The organism is Okeania hirsuta (genome assembly GCF_003838195.1).
Lineage (GTDB): Bacteria > Cyanobacteriota > Cyanobacteriia > Cyanobacteriales > Microcoleaceae > Okeania > Okeania hirsuta.
Genome location: NZ_RCBY01000008.1, coordinates 56563 through 80163, shown reverse-complemented (window position 1 = coordinate 80163; position 23601 = coordinate 56563). Strand labels below are relative to the sequence as shown.

Here is a 23601-nt window from a genome sequence, read left to right as displayed (position 1 = left end):
ACTTTGTTGACGGGGACTTAGAAACCCCGTCCGTCTACACGGCGGGGTAGTTCATGACTACTTACTATGACGATAGCAATTCACCTCAACAAAAGACCATTGTTAGAGATGATGATCTAGGAAATCAAGATAGTCTACCTGGAAGGGTTAAGATTGTAGACTACGCTCCAAAAAATCCTCCTAACAATATGGTTGGAACCTTTACCCCACCAACTATAGTGGTATCTCCTAGTGAAAAAGAAGGAGACGATTTTTTTAGACCTAACTCCATTAATCTAGACCTTACCAATGATTTACCAGTAAATGTTCAATTGGCGGGAGATTTACCACAAACAAAAGAAAATTTAGAGAGTGTATCTCAATACACTAACATTCATTATCATGGCTTCAACGTATCGCCTTTACTGGGAGCTGATGATGTTTTGGTGGATGTTCCCTCTAATGTGACACCGAAACCAATAGATGTCCCATCTCGATCTGAAGACGAAATAGAACTGAATGGAACCGCAAGTAGTGACGATGTAAAAGTCACTTATAATGTATTTAGTGATAACAGATATAAGTTAATACCAGTCCCCCCACTTGGTGAAACAACACCTGATTCAAGCAGTGGTTCAGAAGGGGATCTTCCTGGTGGTTATTATGACGGTGATGATCCAGCCGCTCCTAAATATGGTGGTCCGACAACTGAGTACAAGATGGATGTCAAGATTCCATACGTCCATCAGTCAGGACTATTTTGGTATCACTCCCACGCCCACTCACTGAGCGATAATCAGGTTCGGGCTGGTTTGTCGGGTGGAATTATTATTAAGGGGAGCGATCAGTATTACGAAATTCTCAGTTCCGAAAAGGGAATTAAAGTTGCAACAGGAACTCCATCAACACCACTCAAAGAACCTGAAAAGTTTTCTGTAAATCAAAAGGTAATGATGTTCAAGGATTTTAATGATGTTCTAGCCGGAGGGAGTGCTGATTGTTTCACTCTTAATGGTCAAGTAAACCCCAGCATAACTATTAAGCCAGGAGAGGTTCAGTTATGGCGCATTGCTAATGTTGGTGCGGATCAGTACATGAACATTGCTCTGGAAGAAGCAGATATAAGTAAACCTGCTTTTGCTCGCCCCAACAAAAAACCAAATTTTTATATCTTGGCGCGGGATGCTGATTTTGTTGAACAGGTAGTACCAACTGACTCAGTTCTATTGCCACCTGCTAGCCGGGTAGAGGTTCTTGTTGTAGGAGGTAATACAGTAAGTGGAAACAAGACCTATAATCTGGTTTCTGACCTTACCACTGGCTTGACCGAAGGGGAAAAGTGGGTGGGAGAAGAAGGTGGTCAGCTCAAAAGCTACTTGTTAGCAACTGTTGAGGTAGACGGGGAAGAACCAGTATGCTATGAAGACAAAAATCAGAGAAAACTTGGTTTGACAATTGGGAGCATAAGTTGTACTCAAGATCAAGAAGAGTTATATGCTTACATTGAAAAACAGACCCCAACAACTCAGACTGGAAGAGATGGCGATCCTGATGTAGACAAGATATTGCCTGACCCTGAAATACTCTTCGATGGCTACTATGAAGATAATGATTATACCATAAAAGAATGCGAAAGCAGGACAGAAGATTTTGTCAACAATAGTTGCCTAACTCCATCGACTTTGTATAGCGATCCACTTACCAAGAAACGTTACTTCTATTTCAGCCAAAGCTTTCCAAAGTTTTTTCTTAAAGGATTTGAGAAAAAACAAACAGCAAGTAAAACAGACCTTGAAATCCAAGAACTATATGATGGAAACCGAATAGATAAAATTTCCCGAATAGGAGACCTAGAAGAATGGCACTTGGTCAATGTCACTCCTGCAACCCACGTTTTCCACATACACCAGCTTGATTTCGTAGTTACTGAGGTTACTCTAAATCAAGATCCATGTAAAGGTATTGAGGCTCAAAAATGCACCTACAATAACTACGAAGTAGGGACTTATAAAGGAGAAACAAAAGATCCAGAATATAAAGGGTGTACAAAAAACGATGGTGATAATACATTCACTTGTCCTCTACTACCCCAAGGATATCGAGATGTAATTAACTTACCTCCTTCCAGCACAACTACAGTCCGTATTCCGTTTGTCAATCCCTTCATTACTGGTCCATTTGTCTATCACTGCCATATACTATTCCACGAAGATCGCGGTATGATGAATAATCTGAAAGTGGTAAATACAAAAGGGTATGGAGGAGAAGAGGTGATACCACAATTACAACAGATATCAGGACGCTAAAGATGAGGAGTATGTCGAGAGTTGTCTAGATTTTTAGAAGATGATTCTTAACCTTCAAACCTTCAAAGACTAAACTATTGTAGGGACTTTCTACAGAAAATCTCTACGTTTTTTTTCCGGTTGTATTAAAATAATACCAATTTAAAACCCACATTCCGCAATCGTACAGATTTAATATCTCGCACGTTTATTTGGATTCTAGAAAATGGAAAACTTCACTACTCTCAAGCTCAACTTATATCATGTCCGGATAATCAGTGATAAAAAACCTTTTTCCCTTCTAACCTTTTCTTCCCTTCTGCCTCCTGCCTCCTGCCTCCTGCCTTCTGCCTTCCCGACTCCAAAGTGTAAGTATTCAACCGGACATGATATTACAGCGGTTTTCATTTGGGTAAACCACAGTAAAGACGCTCCATGGAACGTCCCTACAAGGTTTTGCTTATGAAGATGTGGTTCATCAATTTGAAAAGCGCTGTAATGCTGCCAAAAAAGCTATAAGACCGCTTTGGGAATTAAGTCGCTTTTCAAAGCGTTATACCAATTTGATAAATTTTTGCTACAAATATCTAGGGTATTTATTAGGAGTCAGGAGTCAGGAGTCAGAATGAATGGCTTTAATACTATTTTTAGGGCGTAAATTATCTTTTTTGTCAAAGGGACATCTCCTGCAAAGTCTTTTTATTAGCCTTACTATTCGTAACATTCTTTTTTCAAATTGGTATTATATTTATCCACATCGATATCAATAAAAAACAATAAAACCCCCTATGAACTTTAGGGGGTTGATAAAAAACTAATACAAAATTCAGAACAATCTAAAATCACCAACCATCGCCAAAACTACTTAATCGCAGGCGATCGCTTCACCAACTCAGACTCACTCTTCAACGCCACTTCTCCAGATTCTATCAACGTTGGCACAGAATCTCGCAACCGCGCTGTCAACTGTACTGTCGTCGCATCATAAATCTGAGTCACAATCTTGGGATAGAAACCAATACCAATAATTGGCACTAACAAACAACCGATAATAAACACCTCGCGGGGTTCGGCATCCTTGAGAACTTCATGTTCTACCAACTCCTTATTCTCAGGACCGTATAAAATCTCCCGCAACATTGACAACAGATAAATTGGAGTCAAAATCACTCCCACTGCAGCCAAGAATATTACCAACACCTTGAAAGTTGGATTATAAGCATCACTGGTGGCAAAACCAATAAATATCATCACCTCTGCCACAAATCCACTCATTCCAGGTAATGCTAAAGAAGCCATCGAACAAGTCGTCCACATCGCGAACACTTTCTTCATCTTTTGACCGACACCACCCATTTCATCCAATATTAAAGTATGGGTACGGTCATAAGTAGCTCCCACTAAGAAGAATAAACTCGCCCCGATCAAACCGTGGGAAATCATTTGTAGTACAGCTCCACTCATACCAATATTGGTAAATGAAGCCATACCAATCAACACAAAACCCATGTGAGAAATTGAAGAATAAGCAATTTTCCGCTTCAAATTTCGTTGAGCAAAGGAAGTCAAAGCGGCATAGACAATATTCACAACCCCCAAAATTACCAATATAGGAGCAAACACTGCATGAGCATCAGGTAACATTCCTGCATTCATCCGCAACAGAGCGTAACCACCCATTTTCAACAGAATTCCTGCCAGCAACATATGAGCGGGTGCAGTTGCTTCCCCGTGAGCATCAGGCAACCAGGTATGTAATGGAAAAATTGGCAATTTTACAGCATAGGCAATTAAAAATGCTCCATATAACCATAGTTGTAGATTCAGAGCGTAATCTTTCGCAGCGACCGCACTCATATCAAAGGTAACAGTATCGCCATAAAACGCCATGGTTAACGCTGCTATCAAAATAAATAGCGAACCACCTGCGGTATAAAGAATAAACTTAGTTGCTGCATACAACCGCTTTTTACCACCCCAGATGGAAAGAATTAGGTAAACTGGTACTAACTCTAATTCCCAAACTAGGAAAAATAGCAACATATCCTGCACAGCAAACACAGCTATCTGACCGCCGTACATTAACAACATCAAGAAATAAAACAGCTTTGGCTTAAAAGTTACAGGCCACGCTGCCATAATTGCCAGAGTTGTGATGAAACCAGTCAGGATAATTAATGGCATGGATAAACCATCAGCTCCCACTGACCAATTTAAGTCTAATTGCGGCACCCAAGCATAACTTTCTACCAGTTGGAGGTCTGGGTTACTCGTGTCATATCCAGTACAGAAGGCAGTAGTGATAATAGTAAAATCAATTAATCCAACAATTAGGGCGTACCACCGTACTGTTTTGCCGTCTTTATCCGGAATAATCGGAATTAGCAACGATGCAACTACTGGAAATAGGATGATTATAGTTAACCAAGGAAAATTAGCCATAAATATCAAATCTCACTTTTAAAATGTTTGAAGAAGGAAGAAGTAAGAAGGAAGAAGGAAGAAGAAAAAATACTACTCGCAATTCTTAATTTTCTGTTCCCTGTTCCTTCAGGGCTGTTTCATTCTAAATTTTTGCGTTTCTCTCAAAGCCTGACGGGGAGACAGTTATGGGCATTTCTACTTCTTTGGGTGGAAAGCCAACTTTTAATCGTAAATTAAAAGCCTCCATCCCCGCTTCTCCGTGTCTATCGAGGGTGAAACAGCACTGCCTGTTCCCTGTTCCCTCTAAACTCCAGAGAAAACAACGAAGCCTAAAACTGCCACAAATACAATTAGGGCATAGAACTGAGCGCGACCATTTTCTAAATATTTCAAACCTTCCCCACTCAACAAAGTAATAAAACCTGTTAAGTTAACAGCTCCATCAACTACTTTGTAATCTACTTCCAACACTTGACGTGCTAGACGACGACTACCTCTAACAAATAGCTTGTCGTTGAGGTCGTCTAGATACCACTTGTTGAGAGAGAAGTTGTAAAGAGGTTTGATTTTTTCAGCGATCGCACTAGGGTCAATTTTACGACTCAAGTACATCAGGGAAGCAAAGGTAATGCCAATTAAAGCAATACCAACAGAGTTACCTGCCATAATCAAAAATTCAGTCAGGTCAAACTCAGCTAATTCCTCTAGCACCTCTGCCAAAGATTCTCCTGGTGCATAAATAAACTGCTCAAAATAATTAGCAAAAGGCGTTCCTAACAAACCAATAATCATTGAAGGAATCGCTAAAACCATCAATGGTAAAGTCATGCTAATAGGAGACTCATGGGGAGAGTCACTATGATGACCGTGGTCGTGGTCGTGGTCATGGTCATCATGGCCGTGTTCTAATTCTTTCGGGTCCATTGCACCAGGTCCGAAAGCTACCGCTGGGGTCATCTCGACCTTGTCACCTGTAGAGTTTGCAGCCATTAATTGCTGTTTAATCTGCTCATCATTACCCCGGAACTCTCCCTCAAAAGTGGAGAAATACATCCGGAACATATAAAAAGCAGTCATTCCAGCAGTTGCCCAACCGATCAACCATAAAGCGGGGTTTGCTCCAAAAGCACTGCCCAGAATTTCATCCTTTGACCAAAAACCAGCAAAAGGAGGGATACCACAAATTGCCAGAGTACCAATTAAAAAGCAAGCAGAGGTAACAGGCATATATTTCCGCAGTCCACCCATTAACCGCATATCTTGCGCCAAAACTGGGTTATGACCGACAACAGCTTCCATACCATGAATAACTGAACCGGAACACAAAAACAACATGGCTTTGAAATAAGCGTGGGTCATTAGGTGAAATAGTCCGGCGCTATAAGCTCCCACACCCATTGCCATGACCATATATCCCAATTGGGAAATAGTGGAATAGGCAAGACCTTTTTTAATGTCATTTTGAGTAATGGCGATCGTTGCTCCTAGAAAAGCCGTGAAAGCTCCTGTCCAAGCAATAATGTTCATTACTATTGGCAGATGTTCAAATACTGGATACATCCGCGCAACTAGGAAAACTCCAGCAGCTACCATTGTCGCAGCATGGATTAAAGCAGAAATTGGTGTAGGACCTTCCATGGCATCTGGTAGCCAGACGTGCAATGGGAATTGAGCCGACTTGGCCGCAGGTCCTAAAAAGACTAAAACACCAAACAGAGTAGCTAAACCAGCACTCAGAGCGCCTGTTTCTACCAGTTGTTCTAGGCGAACGCCCATTACCTCAAATTCAAAGCTACCAGTCGCCCAGTAAATTCCGAGCATCCCTAGTAGCAGACCAAAGTCACCGACGCGGTTGGTAACGAAAGCTTTTTGACAAGCATCTGCTGCTGCTTTCCGGTCGTACCAGAAACCTATTAGTAGGTAGGAAGATACACCCACGAGTTCCCAAAAGATATAGACCTGGACCAGGTTTGGAGAGACCACTAGACCTAACATTGAGGAGCTAAATAAGCTCAGATAGGCATAAAAGCGTACATAACCTGCGTCGTGAGCCATGTAACCATCTGTATAGACCATTACCAAAAAGGCAACAGTAGTTACAATGACTAACATTAGGGCAGTCAGATGGTCGATGGTATAGCCCATACTGAGTTTAAAGTCACCTGCTGCTGCCCACTCAAACATTTGAGTATAGGTTTCATGGCCATTAATTTGACTCCAGAGGATGCCAAAGGAGAGAACCATTGCAGTTCCCAACAGGGAGACAATGAATATTGCAGATCCCCGTCGCAAATTACTGGTGGCTTGACTATAGGATATTAGTCCCAGGCCAACTACCATTGCTCCAAGTAGGGGCAATAATGGAATCAGCCAGGCATATTGATAAAGTGCTTCCATAATTTATGGTTACTTTATAATTCTTAATTAAGTAGACAAAACTAATAAGCATTCTTACACAGACTTTCCTGGGATCAAAACTAAAGATCAATTTTTTTAATGGTTATGCAGGGATAAAAGTCAAAAGTCAAAATTAAATAGTCAAAAGTTTATATACTTTAGAGTTAAATTTTGGAAATCTTTTAAATAGCACTTTTTTTGAGGAAAGTCAAAAAAACTGAGGATGAATTTGATGAATATTCACACAATTTCCTCATTCACGACTTTAATTAGTAGTCTATACAAAGTGGAAATTTTAATTTTTTTTCAGTATAATTGCTTAAGCCATTTTACCTGTGAAAGCTAGTGTTTAATTTTGGATTAAACATATTACTTTTAATATCATGTCCGGTAGCATCGGAGCGTGTATAGAATTAAGTTTCAATTGAAAGAAACCCTTTCCTAGGTCATGCTACGCAAACAGTATAGCAGTATAGCTGCCCTCTGCCTTCCTTCCACCAAAGTATAAGTATTCAAGCGGACATGATATAACTTGATGTTGTGATAAATTCTGCATCATAGTGCAGTTTTAGTGTAGGTATTAATCACAATCAATATATAGCACTACGTCTTTTGGCATTTGACAATAAACTTTAAACTTTGGTGGGAATAGTGAACAGAGGAATGTCAACAGCGTATTTGCGTAGCGCTATAGTTGTAGGTACATAAAAATATATGCTAAAATTTTATCATTGTTATAGATAAGTGATAAATGTATCAGGCATATAAGTATAGAATATATCCAACATCAGAACAGCAATTGGCTTTAGCAAAGAGCTTTGGTTGTTGTAGATGGTTTTGGAACTATTCACTAAATTTATGCCATGAAACCTACAAAAACACTGGAAAAAGTCTCAGTAGAGCTGCTATTCAAAAAATGCTTCCTCAACTTAAAAAAGAGCATGAATGGCTAAAAACAGATACTTATTCTCAGTGTCTCCAAGTAGTAGCATTAAACTTGTCTACAGCTTACAAAAACTTCTTTGATAGACAGGCGAAGTTACCAAAATTTAAGTCTAAAAAAGGTAGACAATCTATTACTTATCCTCAAAATGTAGAATTTCAGGATAACTATATCAAACTACCTAAAATTGGATTAGTTTATTATCGTCGCCATAGAGATTTTTCAGGGGAAATCAAGACTGTAACTGTTTCTGTGAATCCAGATGGTAAATATTTTGTTTCTGTTTTAGTTGAAGATGATCTAGTGAATCCTGAAAAACTAGCAGAAGGAAAAGCAATAGGAATTGATTTAGGATTAACTCATTTTTGTATAACATCAGATGGTTCAAAATATCAAAATCCTAAAAATATTGCTAAATATACTCTTAATCTCAAACGGAAGCAGCAGAAATTAGCTCGTAAACAAAAAGGAAGTAATACACGAAATAAAGCACGCATAAAAATAGCTAAATTACAGGGTAAAATAGCTAGATGCCGCGAAGATTTTCTACACAAGCTATCCCGCGCGGCAGTCGCTACAACGGGGGGAACCCCCGCAACGCGCTGCCTTAAGATAGTCAACGAAAACCAAGTAATTGCAGTGGAAAATCTGGCTATAAAAAAGCGGTGTGACCCAACCTCAGCGAAAGACGCACTTGGTAGCGCACCAAGACACAATAATTTAGCTGCATCTATTGGTGATGGTGCTTGGGGAATGTTTGAAACAATGCTTAGTTATAAGGCAGAAAGAGAGGGAAGAATTTATATAGAAGTCGATCGTTTTTTGCCTTATTCACAAACTTGTAATATTTGTTTAAATCAAGTTGGTAGTTTGTCTCTGAATGTGAAAAATTGGACTTGCGAGCATTGTCATACAACCCATAATAGAGAAATTAATGCTGCAATCAATATCAAAAATGAAGCCTTGCGGATATTGCGAGTGCGTAATTTGCCGTTGCACGACAAATGTCAAATGCACTCAAAACAGGAGTTAGGAATTAGCTCTACTGCCAATCTGAGGGAATGTAAGTCACCTGGCAAAACATCAGTTTTGTTAGATGCTATTCCCAGCGAAGATGGAAACCTATCCTATAGCAATAGCTATAGCATTGGGTAGTTCACACTTCTATCCTTTAACCTGGGCAAAATGTTTAGCAAATTTCCCCTGAAAACAGTCCTCATTGTCCCTTTTGTTCTACAAATCTTTGGTGCTGTGGGATTAGTGGGATATTTTTCTTTGATCAATGGGCGACAAACCGTTGATAACCTTGCTAACCAGTTAACCCAAAAAATTAGCAGTGGTATTGAACAGCACGTTTTAGGATATCTAAATAAATCTCATCAAGTTTTAAGAGTAACCAATTATGCCATAGAAAGTGAAAATTTGGATGTTGATGATTTTGCTGGTCTGAGACTTTACTTTTGGCAAGTGGTAAAAGAAAAAGATTTAGAGGATTATGTTTTCTTGGGCAATGAAGAAGGAGAATTTATCGGGGTTGAACGTTTAGAAGATGGAGATATTCTTTTTAAAATTCGTAACATCGCAACTCAACCTATTCGGGAAACTTACTTACTTAATAATGAGGGTAACATCAGCGAATATTTAAAAGGAAAAGCTTACGATCCTCGCGATCGCCCATGGTATAAAGCAGCAAAGCAGTTAGGTGAACCAACCTGGAGTCCAATTTTTGCCTCCTTTTCCCGTGAAAATACTTCCTTAGACATATCAGCAGTCAGACCTATTTTCAACTCAAGTGGGCAGTTTGTGGGAGTTCTTTCAAATAAAACAACCCTCGTGCAGGTCACAAATTTCCTGAGTAACTTATATATCAGCGCTAGTGGACAGAGTTTTATTATGGAGCGGTCGGGAGATTTAGTAGTTAGTTCTCAAATTCAGACACCATTTATTATTACTGAAGAGGACAAAAAGCGCAAGATCCAACGTCTACCTGCGATCGAAAGTAATAACCCCACAATAAGTGCAACTGTCGAGCAACTGCAACAACATTTTGGTGATTTAAAAAAAATTAATAGCGATCAACAACTTAAATTTCTAATTGATGGAGCTTGGTACTATACCAGAGTCATGCCAATTAAAGATGGTAAAGGTATTGATTGGTTAGTGGTTGTGGTCGTTCCTGAAAATGACTTCATGGCACAAATCAACGCCAACACCAAGACTACTATTTTATTAAGTTTTGGTGCTTTGACTATAGCTATATTGGTAGGAATAGTCACTACTCACTGGGTTACTCAACCGATTTTACAAATTAATTCTGCTGCGAAAAAAATTGCTGAAGGTCAATGGGAAAACACCCTCAATATTCATCGTCGTGACGAAGTAGGTGAACTCGCCAACTCTTTTAATCTGATGGCTAACCAACTCAAAAATTCCTTTGAAACCTTAGAGGCAAAAAATGAACAACTCAAACAACTAGACCGCCTCAAAGACGAATTTTTAGCTAACACCTCTCACGAACTCCGTACCCCACTTAATGGGATTATTGGTATTGGCGAATTTCTTTTAGAAGGAGATAAATCCCAGCTAAATTCACTTACTAGATCTAACTTAAGCATGATAGTTTCTAGTGCTCGTCGTCTATCTAATCTTGTCAACGATATTCTTGACTTCTCTAAAATCAGACACCATACATTAGAATTACAAATTAGAGCTATTAATATTTATGGGGTAGTAGAGACAGTAGTTAGCTTAAATAAATTTGTGGTCAGCAAAAATAAACATCTACAGTTAGTTAATAACATTCCTAAAGACTTACCCCCCGTCCGTGCTGATGAAAATCGTTTACAACAAATTCTCTATAACTTAATTGGCAATGCTATTAAATTTACGGAGTCTGGTCAAGTCGAAATTTGGGCAGAAGTAATTAGTCGCAATTCTAGAAACCCCCATCAGCAAATTCTAGCCCCAGAATACTCCAGTCAAAATATAGAACCATCTCCACAACTGACGATCGCCGTCTCGGATACTGGTATCGGTATTCCTGGCGATCGACTAGACCGCATCTTTAACTCTTTTGAACAAGCAGAAGGTTCCACAGCTAGAAAATATGGGGGTACAGGTTTAGGGTTAGCAGTCACGAAACAATTAGTCGAACTCCACGGCGGTCATATCTGGGTGGAGTCTGAAGTTGGTGTTGGTTCCCGATTTTACTTTACCCTACCAATTTCACAAGAATCTGTAGCAGAAACCTCCATTATTTCCACCGTCAATAGTATTCGTTATTTTGTAGATCTAGTAGAAAAACCTCAAGAAATTACTCCTCTTAAGACTGATATTGCTAATAGTAACTTTCAAATTTTAATTGTTGATGATGAACCTATAAACATTCAAGTTTTAAGTAACTACTTAAAAGCCAATAACTATCAAGTTACTCAAGCATTAAATGGAAAAGAAGCTTTAGCTGCTTTAGATACTAATCAGAATATCGATCTGATTTTGCTAGATGTGATGATGCCTCAGATATCTGGTTATGAAGTCTGCGCTAAAATTAGGGAAAAATATCCTGCCCAAAGTTTACCGATTCTAATGTTAACTGCTAAAAATCAAGTCGCCGATTTAGTCATGGGTTTCCAATTTGGTGCTAATGATTATCTAACTAAACCTTTTGCTAAAGATGAATTATTAGCTCGGATTAAAACTCACATTCAATTATCAAAAATTACTAATTCCTATGAACGTTTTGTCCCTCACGAATATGTAAAATTACTATCAAAAGAAAATATTCTTGATGTGAAATTAGGGGATCGTGTGAGTAAGGAAATGGCAATTTTATTTTCTGATATTCGCTCTTTCACTACTATATCTGAAAACATGACACCTCAAGAAACTTTTGCTTTTGTCAATGGTTATTTACAAGAAGTTTCCCCAGAAATTCGCGACCGGAATGGTTTAATTATTAAGTTTATGGGAGATGGCATTATGGCAGTATTTCCTGATGGCACTGATGATGCTGTGCAAGCTGCTATTGGTAAACTTCGGAAATTACAAGAATATAATCAGATTCAACAAGCAGAAGGTTTACCCCCAATTCAGGTAGGAATTGGCATCCATGTAGGTTTTATCATGGTTGGTATTGTGGGAGAGCCAAATCGAATGTCAGGAGATGCACTTTCCGATCATGTGAATTTGACAGCTCGTTTGGAAAGTTTAACTAAATATTACGGAGTTTCTTTATTAATTTCTGAATCAGCTTTTCAGGGTTTGAAAGATACAGAAAAATATCAAATTAGATTTTTAGACCGTGCATCTGTAAAAGGTAGACATAAAGCTATTAATGTTTATGAAGTTCTAGATGGAGAAATTGATTATGTACGAGAATTAAAATTAAAAACTCAAGCAGATTTTGCATTGGGTATAGAGTTTTATCGTTTAGGAGATTTTGTTACTGCCAAATATTATTTTGAGAAAGTATTAGCCGTTAATTATTCAGATAAAACAGCTCAACTTTATCTAGAAAGAATTGATAAATTAACTGTAACTGGTGTGCCCAAAAACTGGGATGGGGTTTGGGCATTTACTCAGAAGTAAAGGGAGTAGGGAGTAGGGAGTAGGGAGTAGGGGGAGCGGGGGAGTAGGGAAATAATTTTTGGGCTACCCTCCTGCCCAAAATGCGCACCTTTTTGAGCATAAAGAGTTGAAAGCTAGGTATTTTTTCCAGATATAAAAAGGCTAAAACTTTTATCTATAAATGCTTTGAGATTTAATCAGCAAGCCCTAATTAGGGTTTGCGTATGGAAAGTCTTTTAGTAGGGGTAGGAGACAGGATACAGGAAACAGAAGACAGGAGTTAGGGGAATGCGAGGAGGTAGGAGCTAAGTTTTGTCAGAATGATTTTTCTGCCCAAATCTTGACCAAAATCCGCTCATTTTTGAACCATTATATAATGTTCGGTTGAATACTTACACTTTGGAGGAAGGAAGGCAGAAGGCAGAAGGCAGAAGGGAAGAAAAGGTTGAAAGGGATAAATTTTTTTTATAACTGATTATCCGTTAGCGCAGCTCCCCTGCAAGGGGAACATGATATTACCACTTAAAACCTCGCATTTTTTGATACTTAAAAAAGCTAAAACCTTTATCTATAAATGCTTTGAATTTTAATCAGTAAGCCCTAATAATTAATAATTAATTATTAATTATTAATTGTTCCCTATAATTTGTAACATTCTTTTTTTTAAATTAGCAACCAAATTCAAGTTCAGAGATATATTAGAAATAAACCTAAAGCTTTTATGTTATTTAGACCTCTATCTCTCACACTAGGCAAAATGTTTAGTCGATTTCCTCTAAAAACTGTCCTCATTGTCCCTTTTATTCTACAAATTGTTACTGCTGTGGGATTAGTGGGATATTTTTCTTTTACTAATGGACGCCAATCTGTTGAGACTTTGGCGAGTAAGTTAACTTTGGAAATTAGCACTCGTATTCAGCAGCACGTTCTAGATTATCTAGACAAATCCCATCAAGTTCTAAGAATAACCAATGATGCTATTACCAGTGGCAACTTTGATCTCTACGACTTTGGTGCAATACGGCTCTACTTTTGGCAAATTGTCAAAGATCAGGAGTGGGAAACCGACCTTTTTTTTAGTAACGAAGAGGGAGAGTTTATCAACGTTGACATTAATCCTGAAAGTGGAGATATTGTCTTGAGAATTCTGACTACAGCTACTCAACCATTACGAGAAACTTATCTGTTAGATGAGCGTGCTAATATCAGCAAATTATTGAAAATTAGAAAGTATGATCCTCACATTCGCCCCTGGTATCGGGCAGCAGAAAAAATAGGTGAACCTACATGGAGTTCTATTTATCCTAGCTTTTCTGACAAAAACACATCTTTAGATATAGCTGCGGTTAAACCTATTTTTGATTCTGACGATAATTTAATTGGAGTTTTGGGTAATGAAACTCGCTTAACGGAGATGACTCAATTTCTCAACAACTTAAAGATTAGTCCTAATGGCAAAAGCTTTATCATGGAGCACTCTGGAAATCTAATTGCTAGTTCCGAAGATATTGAACCTTTTGTAATTACTAAAATTAATGGGGAACGAAACATAGAACGCTTGCACGCTTTTGACAGCAATAATGTTGTAGTCAGTGCTACGGCAACTCACCTAGAAAAAATGTTTGGTAGTTTAGAAAAAGTTAATCGCAGCAAACAATTTAGTTTTCTTATTAATAAAAAGTGGTACTATGCTAGCGTTATCCCAGTTAAAGACGGACGGGGTATTGATTGGTTAGTGGTGGTTGTGGTTCCCGAAAGTGACTTTATGGAAAAAATAGATGCCAATACCAGAACTACTATTTTATTGAGTATTACGGCTCTAATTATCGCTATCTTAGTTGGGATATTTACTGCATACTGGATTACTAGACCAATATTACAAGTTAATTCTGCTGCGAAAAAAATTGCGGAAGGCAAATGGGAAAATCAACTGGATATTGATCGTGGGGATGAAGTAGGAGAACTTGCTCAGTCATTTAACCGGATGGCAACACAACTCAAAAACTCCTTTGAAACCCTAGAAGCAAAAAACCAAGAACTGAAAAAATTAGACCGCATCAAAGACGAATTTTTAGCCAACACTTCCCATGAACTCCGCACCCCACTGAATGGCATTATTGGTATTGGTGAATTTCTTCTAGGAGAACCAACCCAAAATATTAATACAACCATCACTTCCAACTTAACTATGATTGTATCTAGCGCTCGTCGTCTTTCTACTCTAGTTAATGACATTCTTGACTTTTCCCAAATTAGATACAATAGACTAGAATTACAGATTAAAGCAGTTGATGTTTTTGTGGTTGTAGAAACAGTAGTCACCTTAAATCTATTGATCAGCAAAAATAAAAATCTACAGTTAATCAATGCTATCCCCAAAAATTTACCTCCCGTTAGTGCTGATGAAAACCGTTTACAACAAATTCTCTACAACCTAATTGGCAATGCACTCAAGTTTACTGACTCTGGTAAAGTTGAAATCTCAGCAGCACTAATTACCAATAATTATAACTCCCAAGCATTTCAGGAAATGATAATTACTGTTTCTGATACTGGTATTGGTATTCCCAGTGATAAATTAGAAAGCATTTTTAAATATTTTGAACAAGGAGAAGGTTCCACAGCTAGAAAATACGGTGGTACAGGTTTAGGGTTAGCTGTCACCAAGCAATTAGTTGAACTTCATGGGGGTAAAATTTGGGTACAGTCTCAATTTGGTGTCGGTTCTAGTTTTAGTTTTACTCTACCCATTTCCGAAAAATATGTCGCCGATCCTCTGAATATTTCTGTTTCTAGAGTTAATGATATCGTAGAAACATCCCCAAACATCGAACCCTATGAAAATCATTTAGCAGATGGTGATTTCCATATTTTAGTTGTTGATGATGAACCGATAAATGTGCAAGTTCTAACTAACCATTTGACGGCCAATAAATATCAAATTACTCAAGCATTAAATGGAAAAGAAGCTTTAGATGCTGTAGCCAAACATCAGAATTTTGACCTAATTTTGTTAGACGTAATGATGCCAAATATGTCTGGTTATGAAGTCTGCGCTAAAATTAGAGAAACATATCCTGCGGAGAATTTGCCCATTTTAATGTTAACTGCTAAAAATCAAGTGGCTGATTTGGTTATGGGTTTCCAATTTGGTGCAAATGATTATTTAACTAAACCTTTTGCTAAAGATGAGTTATTAACTCGGATTAAAACTCATATTCAATTATCAAAAATTACTAATTCTTATGAGCGTTTTGTTCCTCACGAATATGTGAAGTTACTCTCAAAAGAAAGTATTATCAATGTTAAATTAGGAGACAGAGTAAGTAAAGAAATGGCAATTTTCTTTTCTGATATTCGCTCTTTTACAACTATATCTGAGCAGATGACTTCTCAAGAAACTTTTGCTTTTGTGAATGGTTATTTACAACAGGTTTGTCCAGAAATTCGCGATCGCCACGGTTTGATTATTAAGTTTATGGGAGATGGGATTATGGCAGTATTCCCGGATGGCGCTGATGATGCCGTTGAAACTGCTATTGCTCAACTCAAGAAATTACAAGAATATAATCAGACCCTAAAAGCAGAAGATTTTCCCCCAATTAAAATTGGTATAGGTATTCATTGGGGTCATATGATGGTAGGTATAGTTGGAGAGGAAGGTCGAATGTCTGGAGATGCACTTTCTGATAATGTGAATTTGACGGCTCGTTTGGAAGGTTTGACTAAGTTTTATGGTGTGTCGTTATTAATTTCTGAGTCAGCTTTTAATTGTTTAAAAAATCCGCAAAAATATCAAATTCGGTTTTTAGACCGGGCATCTGTGAAGGGTAGAGATGAACCAATTAATGTTTATGAAGTGCTGGATGGTGAAGTTGATTCTGTACGAGAATTAAAATTAAAAACTCAGGTAGATTTTTCATTAGGTTTGGAGTATTATCGTTTAGGAGAGTTAGTTTCTGCTAAAGATTATTTTGAGAAAGTTTTAGCAGTTAATTCTTCAGATAAAACAGCTCAAGTTTATCTGGAAAGAATTGATGAGCTGATGGTAAATGGTGTACCGAAAAATTGGAATGGGGTTTGGGCATTTACTCAAAAGTAAAGGGAATAGGGAGTAGGGGGAGGGGGGGAGCGGGGGAGTAAGGGAGTAATTTTTGGGCTACTCTCCTGCCCAAAATGCGCACCTTTTTGAGCATAAAGAGCTGAACCTATCCCACTATTTTCAACAAGCTTATTTGTTTAAGTAAAATTTATTTTAAAAGCTTAATTTTTCGTTTTTAATTCTCAAAATATTTAAGGTTTTCAGCAAAAATATTATTAGTGGGATAGGTTCCTGAAAGCTAGGTACTTTTTCCAGATATAAAAAGGCTAAAACCTTTATATATAAATGCTTTTATATTTAATCAGCAAGCCCTAATTATTAATTATTAATTGTTCCCTATTCCCTATAATTTGTAACATTCTTTTTTTCGAATTTGCATGACCAAATTCAAGTTCAGAGATATATTAGAAATAAACCTAAAGCTTTGATGCTATTTAAACCTCTATCTCTGACACTGGGCAAAATGTTTAGCAAATTTCCTCTCAAAACTGTTCTAATTGTCCCTTTTATTCTGCAAATTGTTAGTGCTGTGGGATTAGTAGGATATTTTTCTTTTACCAATGGACGCCAAACTGTCGATACTCTTGCAAACCAGTTAACTAAGGAAATTAGCACTCGTATTGAACAGCACGTTTTAAGTTATCTCAACAAATCTTATCAGGTGCTAAGAGTAACCAATGATGCAATTGAAGGTGGCAATTTAGATGTCAACAATTTTGGGGCAATGCGAGCCTATTTTTGGCAAATTATCAAAGAAGGGGATTTGGAAAGTGACCTTTTTTTCGGTAATGAGCAGGGAGAATTTATTGGTGTTGAACTTAATCCTGATAATGGTGAAATTATCTTCCGGATTCGTACTATAGCTACTCAACCAGTTCGTGAAATTTACCGACTAGATTCTCGGGGTAATGCGGAAGAGTTTGTGAAAGTAAAAGAGTATGACCCCAGGATTCGCCCCTGGTATCAAGTGGCAAAGAAACTTGGTCAACCCACATGGAGTTCTATTTATGCAGCTTTCTCTCGTGCTAATACATCTTTGGATATATCCGCTGTCAGACCCATTTTTAATTCTACTGGCCAGTTAATCGGGGTTTTAGCAAATCAGACCAGCTTGACCAGGATTACAGAATTTCTCAAAAACTTAAATATTAGTCCCAATGGACAAAGTTTTATTATGGAGCGATCGGGAGATTTAGTTGTTAGCTCTCAGATTTCCCAACCATTCCTCACTATTGAATTTGGTAAAAAGAAAAAAATTAAACGCTTACAAGCTATTGATAGTGATAGCATTACAGTAAGTTCCACGGCCAAACACTTACAAAAAGAGTTCGGTAATTTTGATGAAATTGAGGGTAGCAAACAAATAAATTTTCCGATTGATGGAGAGTGGTATTATGCTAGCATAATGCCAGTTAGGGATGGTAAAGTTATTGATTGGTTAGTAGTAGTAGTTGTTCCCGAAAATGACTTCATGGAAAAAATTAACACCAACACCAAGAACACAATTTTATTCAGTCTTGCTGCTCTGATTGTAGCTATCTTAATAGGAATAGTCACCACTAACTGGATTTCCCAACCTATTTTACAACTTAATTCTGCGGCTAAAGAAATTGCTTAAGGCAAATGGGAAAATCAACTCAATATTCACCGTCGTGATGAAGTAGGCGAACTTGCCAACTCTTTTAATCTCATGGCAGCTCAACTTAAAAATTATTTTGAAACTTTAGAAACACAAAATGAACAACTCAAACAACTAGACCGCCTCAAAGACGAATTTTTAGCTAACACCTCCCACGAACTCCGAACCCCACTTAATGGGATTATTGGTCTTGGTGAATTTATCTTGGAAGGTAGCACTGGAGAGTTAAATCCGGTCACCAATTCCAACTTAAGTATGATAGTTTATAGCGCTCGTCGTCTATCTAATCTCGTCAAAGAAGCTTTGGCTGCTTTGGAGCAAGACAAGAATATTGACATGATTTTACTAGATGTAATGATGCCCAATATGTCTGGTTATGAAGTCTGCGCTAAAGTTCGGGAAAAATATCCCGCTCAAAGTTTGCCCATCTTGATGTTAACTGCTAAAAATAGAGTAGCTGATTTAGTTATAGGTTTCCGATTTGGTGCCAATGATTATTTGACTAAACCCTTTGCTAAAGATGAATTATTAACTAGGGTTAAAACCCATCTTCAATTATCAAAAATCACTAATGCTTACGGACGTTTTGTACCCCACGAATATGTCAAATTGCTATCAAAAGAAAATATTCTTGATGTCAATTTAGGCGATCGGGTGAGTAAAAAAATGGCTATATTCTTTTCTGATATTCGTTCTTTTACGAGTATATCTGAAAAAATGACTTCTCAAGAAACTTTTGCTTTTGTAAATGGTTACTTACAACAAGTTTGTCCAGAAATTCGCGCTTACAATGGTTTAATTATTAAGTTTATGGGAGATGGTATTATGGCTGTATTTCCTGAAGGCGCTGATGATGCTATACAGTCAGCTATTTCTCAACTTAAGACATTACAGAAATATAATCAGACTCTAAAAGCGATGGGTTTGTTACCGATGAAAATCGGCATTGGTATTCATTGGGGTCATATGATGGTTGGCATCATTGGAGAGGAAACTCGAATGTCAGGAGATGCACTTTCTCATAATGTGAATTTGACTTCACGTTTAGAAGGTTTGACTAAGTATTATGGAGTTTCTTTATTAATTTCTGAGTCAGCTTTTAAGAGTTTAAAATATCCTCAAAAATATCAAATTAGATTTCTAGATAGAGCATCTGTTAAGGGTAGAGATGAACCAATTAATGTTTATGAGGTGCTTGATGGAGAAGTAGATTATGTTCGAGAATTAAAATTAAGAACTCAGGCAGATTTTGAACTAGCTGTAGAGTATTATCGTTTGGGAGATTTGGTTGGTGCTAAGAATTATTTTGAGAAAGTATTAGCAGTTAATTCTTCAGACCAAACATCTCAACTTTATCTAGAAAGAATTGAGGAGTTAACAGCAACTGGTGTGCCGAAAAACTGGGATGGAGCTTGGGCATTTACTCAGAAGTAATATCAGTTTGATAAATATTTGCTACAAATAGGTAGACTATTTATTAGGAGTCAGGAGTCAGGAGTCAGAATAAATGGCTTCGATATTGTTTTTTAGGTCGGAACTTATATTTTTCGTCAACGGTATATCCCCATAATCATCCAAATTATATCAAATCCGGTTAAACAGTTATAGAATGGTTAAGTCTCTAGGAGTCAGGAGTCAGGAGTCAGGATTAGAGAGAATCACAAAGATGAGCGTAGTTATGACGATTGAATATTTTTTTTGTCCGATCAAACGGATTTGATATTATTCATAACGTTCTTTTTTTTTTAAATGGTAAAATATCAAATATCACCCATTTTTCCTACATATTCTTGAAAGTAGGGAGTAGGAAAGTAGAAGATTTATAATAGGACTTCGTAGTTTTGCTTGAGCAACAATACTTATATGAAATACAAAAAATTGTGCTACTTACGAATCTTCCCGTCTCCCTATCAATTTTTGGTAGCAAATATTAATACCAATTACCAAAAATAATGCTATACTTCCGATGAACTTCAGTTATTAAGTAATAATAATCGTTTAGTAATGTTTATAACGATTATCGGCATTAAACCAAGATATCTTATCTATTTTCACCCTACTCCCTACTCCCTACTCCCTACTATCAAGGAGATGTAGCAATAATGCGTGAGATTTGGGATAACGTATTTAATATAAGTATTGTAAGAGCTCAAGCCCAACTACAAACAAAAGCTAAGAAAGTTCAAAAAAATTAATTTTATTATTCCTAAGTTTATGATTTTTCGAGTGCTACATTCTTCAATTGGATTTTTATTATGTTGTTTATTGATTTTAATAAGTGGTTGTCGCCCAATTTTATTAAATTCACAAATTAATAATAATTCAAAATTAGTTTTAGCTCTTCCTAGTGCGCCAACTACTTTTAACTACCCAATATCTCGTTCTCCATACGGAATTTTTAATTTTATTTACGAAGGATTACTATCAGAAAATGGTTTAACTGGAGAGTTACAACCAGCATTAGCAGAATCTTGGATTTTGTCTGAAGATAAAAGACGAATTATCTTTACATTACGCTCAGGATTAAAATGGTCTGATGGGGAACCTCTAACTGCTGATGATGTTGTCTTTACCTACCAAGATATTTATCTAAACAAAAAAATTCCTACTGTTTATAGAGACTTTTTAAGAATTGGTAGTAATGGTGCTTTTCCCTCTGTAAAAAAACTCGATCGACAAAGAGTAGAATTTATCTTGCCCGAACCATTTGCCCCATTTCTCAGATATGTAGAGAAATTGAAAGTTTTACCAGCTCATGTTTTGCAAGATACTGTTTTATCAATTGATGCTGATGGTAAACCCCTATTTTTATCAACCTGGGATACAAACACAGAGCCACAAAAAATCATTAGTAATGGCGCATTTAAACTTGGAGGTTACATACCTTCTCAAAGAATTATTTTACAAAAAAATCCCTTTTATTGGCGTTCTGATGGTATGGGTAATTCACTCCCTTATCTCGATGAAATTATTATCCAAATTATTCCTTCAACCGATAATCAATTGCTCAGATTTCGTTCTGGGGAACTAGATACTCTACGAGTAAATGCCGAAGCATTTCAATTACTGAAACGAGAAGAAAAACGAGGAAAATATCAGATTTATAATGGTGGTCCTCAATTTGGCTATCAGTTTGTTGGTTTTAATCTTAATCAAGCTAAAAATTCGGAAGGTAAGCCTTTTTTAAATCCTATTAAGTCTGGTTGGTTTAATAATTTGGCGTTTCGTCAGGCAGTTGCTTATGCTATTGACCGTCAACAGATAAATAATAATATTTATCGAGGTTTAGGAGCAATACAACATTCTGCTCTGGGGGTACAAAGTCCTTATTATTTATCTCCAGAAGCAGGATTAAAGGTTTATAATTATAATCTTGAAAAAGCTAGAAATTTATTGTTAGATGCTGGTTTTCAATATAATAATGCAAATGAATTATTAGACAAGGATGGTAACCGAGTAGAATTTACAATTTTAGTAAAATCTGAAGAAAAACTCAGGATAGATACAGCAGTTCAAGTCAAAGAAGATTTAAGTAAAATTGGGATTAAAGCTAATTTACAGGTACTCAATTTCAACACTGTTTTAGAAAAGCTATTACTTCGTAGAGATTGGGAATGTTATGTCGGAGCTTTTGGTGTTCCTGGTGCAGATTTTGAGCCAAATTTACTCTCTTTATTTTGGTTAAGTAATGGTTCATTTCATCAATTTAACCTTGGTGCTAAACCTGGGGAAACACTAATGCAAAATTGGCAAGTTTCTAATTGGGAGCAAGAAATTGACCGTTTATTTACTGCTGGATATCAGACGGTAGATGAGAATGAACGTCGAGAAATTTACGGTCAGTTTCAGCAAATTGTTGCGGAACAGTTACCTATATTTTTTTTAGTAAATCCTCTTTCATTGCAAGCAGTTCGCGATCGTGTAGATAATTTAAAATTTTCTGCTATTGGTGGAGCTTTTTGGAATATTGATGAATTGAAAGTTGCTGATGAAGGAGTCAGGAGTCAGGAGTCAGGAGTCAGGAGGGAAGAAGAAGGAAGAGGATAAGAAAGTTTTTCCTGAACGCTATTAAACAGACATTATATAGAACTCCTGATCGTATCTTCATAAATTTAGCAAGGAGTCAGGAGACAGGAGACAGGAGACAGGAGACAGGAGACAGGAAACAGGAGACAGGAGACAGGAGGTAAGAGGGAAGATGTGGGGAGAAATAATACAAAAAGCAAGGAGTCAGGAGGTAAGAGGGAAGATGTGGGGAGAAATAATACAAAAAATTCAACACTCCTTCAGATGATTTTTCCTCAAAATTGATGCGCGAAAAGAAAGGAATATCCAAAATTTATGCTCCGTTTCCAGTGTTCTATCTTGAATTTACACCTATGATCTAGCACCTAAGAACCGCTATTAAACGGACATGAAATAACGCACTATCTATATAGTAATGTGTGACGGCATCATTAATTGAGCTGTCACACGCCACTACTATGTAATAGAGTAAAAAGATTAAACGTTGGTGTATTCAGGAAATTTAAGAATTGGAACTACATCGTTTCATATATTCCCATCCACGTTGGGGAGAAACGCGATCGCGTCCAATAGTCTTCGCAATCCATTCTGCCACTTTCGGTCCAGTCCAGGTTTCTTGGTCTGTGGGTGGATTTTTGAGTGCTATGCGTAATTGTTCTTGTTGTTCTAGTGTCAGTAAAGCATGAGAAGGATAAAATTTCCTGGTTTTCCGTCGATTCAAAATGGCATTTGGTCCTTGTTGATTGTAATTTTTTACTATATCTTTAGCATAATCATAGTTAAGACCCAAAGCTTTAGCTGCTTCTTTAATCGTCCACTTTTGAGACACTAACCACAAAAGGTGCCAGCGCCGAGATTCTACTCTATCTCTAGTTTGGAGATAACGTGTTTTGATTTCTATTTCACTCAGGTGAGATTTTAGATAGGCTTTTTTAGGCATCTTTTTCTACTTTATCAGGGAGTAATAAATATTAGTAGCTCGACTCTGGGAAGCAATAGAACTCTGTTCTGCTCAACGCAATTGCTATCCCAGAAATAGATGACCCTGTAAAGTTTAAATCGACCGTTACAACTTGAGATGATTTCTTAGTTAAGGTAGTAAACCTTTTTGAGCAGTTTAACCGTAATTTTTAATTTACGGACTAACACTTAATGTTAGAAATATCTGTTGATTTTATTAACTTTGCAGTTGTATTGTTTACGGTTTAGTTACTTATCTACATATACTATATCATTTTAT

At 37.2% G+C, this 23601-nt stretch carries 11 protein-coding genes; 8 read left to right on the top strand and 3 right to left on the bottom strand.

The genetic code is table 11. From position 1 onward, the window contains the following. Positions 1 to 53: 53 nt before the first annotated feature. Complete coding sequence (locus tag D5R40_RS02725; protein ID WP_124154194.1) at positions 54 to 2285, top strand: multicopper oxidase family protein; 2232 nt, start codon at positions 54 to 56, stop codon at positions 2283 to 2285. 840 nt (positions 2286 to 3125) lie between these two features. Here the strand turns inward: D5R40_RS02725 and D5R40_RS02720 are convergent. Further along, positions 3126 to 4706: an NAD(P)H-quinone oxidoreductase subunit 4 gene (locus tag D5R40_RS02720; RefSeq protein ID WP_192901263.1), complete on the bottom strand. Its 1581-nt coding sequence runs from the start codon at positions 4704 to 4706 to the stop codon at positions 3126 to 3128. A 27-nt stretch (positions 4707 to 4733) separates the two neighbouring features. Between D5R40_RS02720 and D5R40_RS34425 the strand changes: the two genes are divergently transcribed. Further along, positions 4734 to 4925, top strand: coding sequence for a hypothetical protein (locus D5R40_RS34425; RefSeq protein ID WP_124154193.1), 192 nt, complete (start codon positions 4734 to 4736; stop codon positions 4923 to 4925). A 66-nt stretch (positions 4926 to 4991) separates the two neighbouring features. Here D5R40_RS34425 and D5R40_RS02710 read toward each other — a convergent pair whose 3' ends face one another. Further along, complete coding sequence (locus D5R40_RS02710) at positions 4992 to 7085, bottom strand: NAD(P)H-quinone oxidoreductase subunit 5 (protein WP_124154192.1); 2094 nt, start codon at positions 7083 to 7085, stop codon at positions 4992 to 4994. Positions 7086 to 7836: 751 nt separating this feature from the next. On the opposite strand from D5R40_RS02710, the gene D5R40_RS02705 reads away from it, so the two are divergent. The 6 genes from D5R40_RS02705 (at position 7837) to D5R40_RS02680 (ending at position 22382) form a co-directional block, all read left to right on the top strand. Next, positions 7837 to 9183 (top strand): RNA-guided endonuclease InsQ/TnpB family protein, encoded by a 1347-nt coding sequence (locus tag D5R40_RS02705; protein ID WP_124144030.1) that lies wholly within the window; start codon positions 7837 to 7839, stop codon positions 9181 to 9183. Between the two features lie 30 nt (positions 9184 to 9213). Next, a complete protein-coding gene (locus D5R40_RS02700; RefSeq protein ID WP_124154191.1) occupies positions 9214 to 12615 on the top strand; it encodes a response regulator in 3402 nt (1133 codons plus the stop codon). Positions 12616 to 13351: 736 nt separating this feature from the next. After that, a complete protein-coding gene (locus tag D5R40_RS02695; RefSeq protein WP_240038849.1) occupies positions 13352 to 16696 on the top strand; it encodes a response regulator in 3345 nt (1114 codons plus the stop codon). 463 nt (positions 16697 to 17159) lie between these two features. Then, on the top strand, positions 17160 to 18314 hold the full coding sequence (locus tag D5R40_RS02690; RefSeq protein WP_205127291.1) for a cache domain-containing protein: 1155 nt from the start codon (positions 17160 to 17162) through the stop codon (positions 18312 to 18314). Between the two features lie 24 nt (positions 18315 to 18338). After that, entirely contained in the window at positions 18339 to 19769 is a 1431-nt protein-coding gene (locus D5R40_RS02685; protein WP_338043143.1) for a response regulator, read from the top strand. 831 nt (positions 19770 to 20600) lie between these two features. Continuing rightward, positions 20601 to 22382, top strand: a complete 1782-nt coding sequence (locus D5R40_RS02680) for an ABC transporter substrate-binding protein (protein ID WP_240038850.1) — start codon at positions 20601 to 20603, stop codon at positions 22380 to 22382. A gap of 481 nt (positions 22383 to 22863) precedes the next feature. Here D5R40_RS02680 and D5R40_RS02675 read toward each other — a convergent pair whose 3' ends face one another. Then, positions 22864 to 23301, bottom strand: coding sequence for a helix-turn-helix domain-containing protein (locus D5R40_RS02675; RefSeq protein WP_124144036.1), 438 nt, complete (start codon positions 23299 to 23301; stop codon positions 22864 to 22866). Positions 23302 to 23601: the final 300 nt, after the last annotated feature.

Coding starts and splice junctions, on each gene's coding strand:
- D5R40_RS02700 (WP_124154191.1), top strand. CDS start 9,214: ATGTTTAGCAAATTTCCCCTGAAAACAGTCCTCATTGTCCCTTTTGTT.
- D5R40_RS02695 (WP_240038849.1), top strand. CDS start 13,352: ATGTTTAGTCGATTTCCTCTAAAAACTGTCCTCATTGTCCCTTTTATT.
- D5R40_RS02710 (WP_124154192.1), bottom strand. CDS start 7,085: ATGGAAGCACTTTATCAATATGCCTGGCTGATTCCATTATTGCCCCTA.
- D5R40_RS02720 (WP_192901263.1), bottom strand. CDS start 4,706: ATGGCTAATTTTCCTTGGTTAACTATAATCATCCTATTTCCAGTAGTT.
- D5R40_RS02725 (WP_124154194.1), top strand. CDS start 54: ATGACTACTTACTATGACGATAGCAATTCACCTCAACAAAAGACCATT.
- D5R40_RS02690 (WP_205127291.1), top strand. CDS start 17,160: ATGTTTAGCAAATTTCCTCTCAAAACTGTTCTAATTGTCCCTTTTATT.
- D5R40_RS02705 (WP_124144030.1), top strand. CDS start 7,837: ATGTATCAGGCATATAAGTATAGAATATATCCAACATCAGAACAGCAA.
- D5R40_RS02675 (WP_124144036.1), bottom strand. CDS start 23,301: ATGCCTAAAAAAGCCTATCTAAAATCTCACCTGAGTGAAATAGAAATC.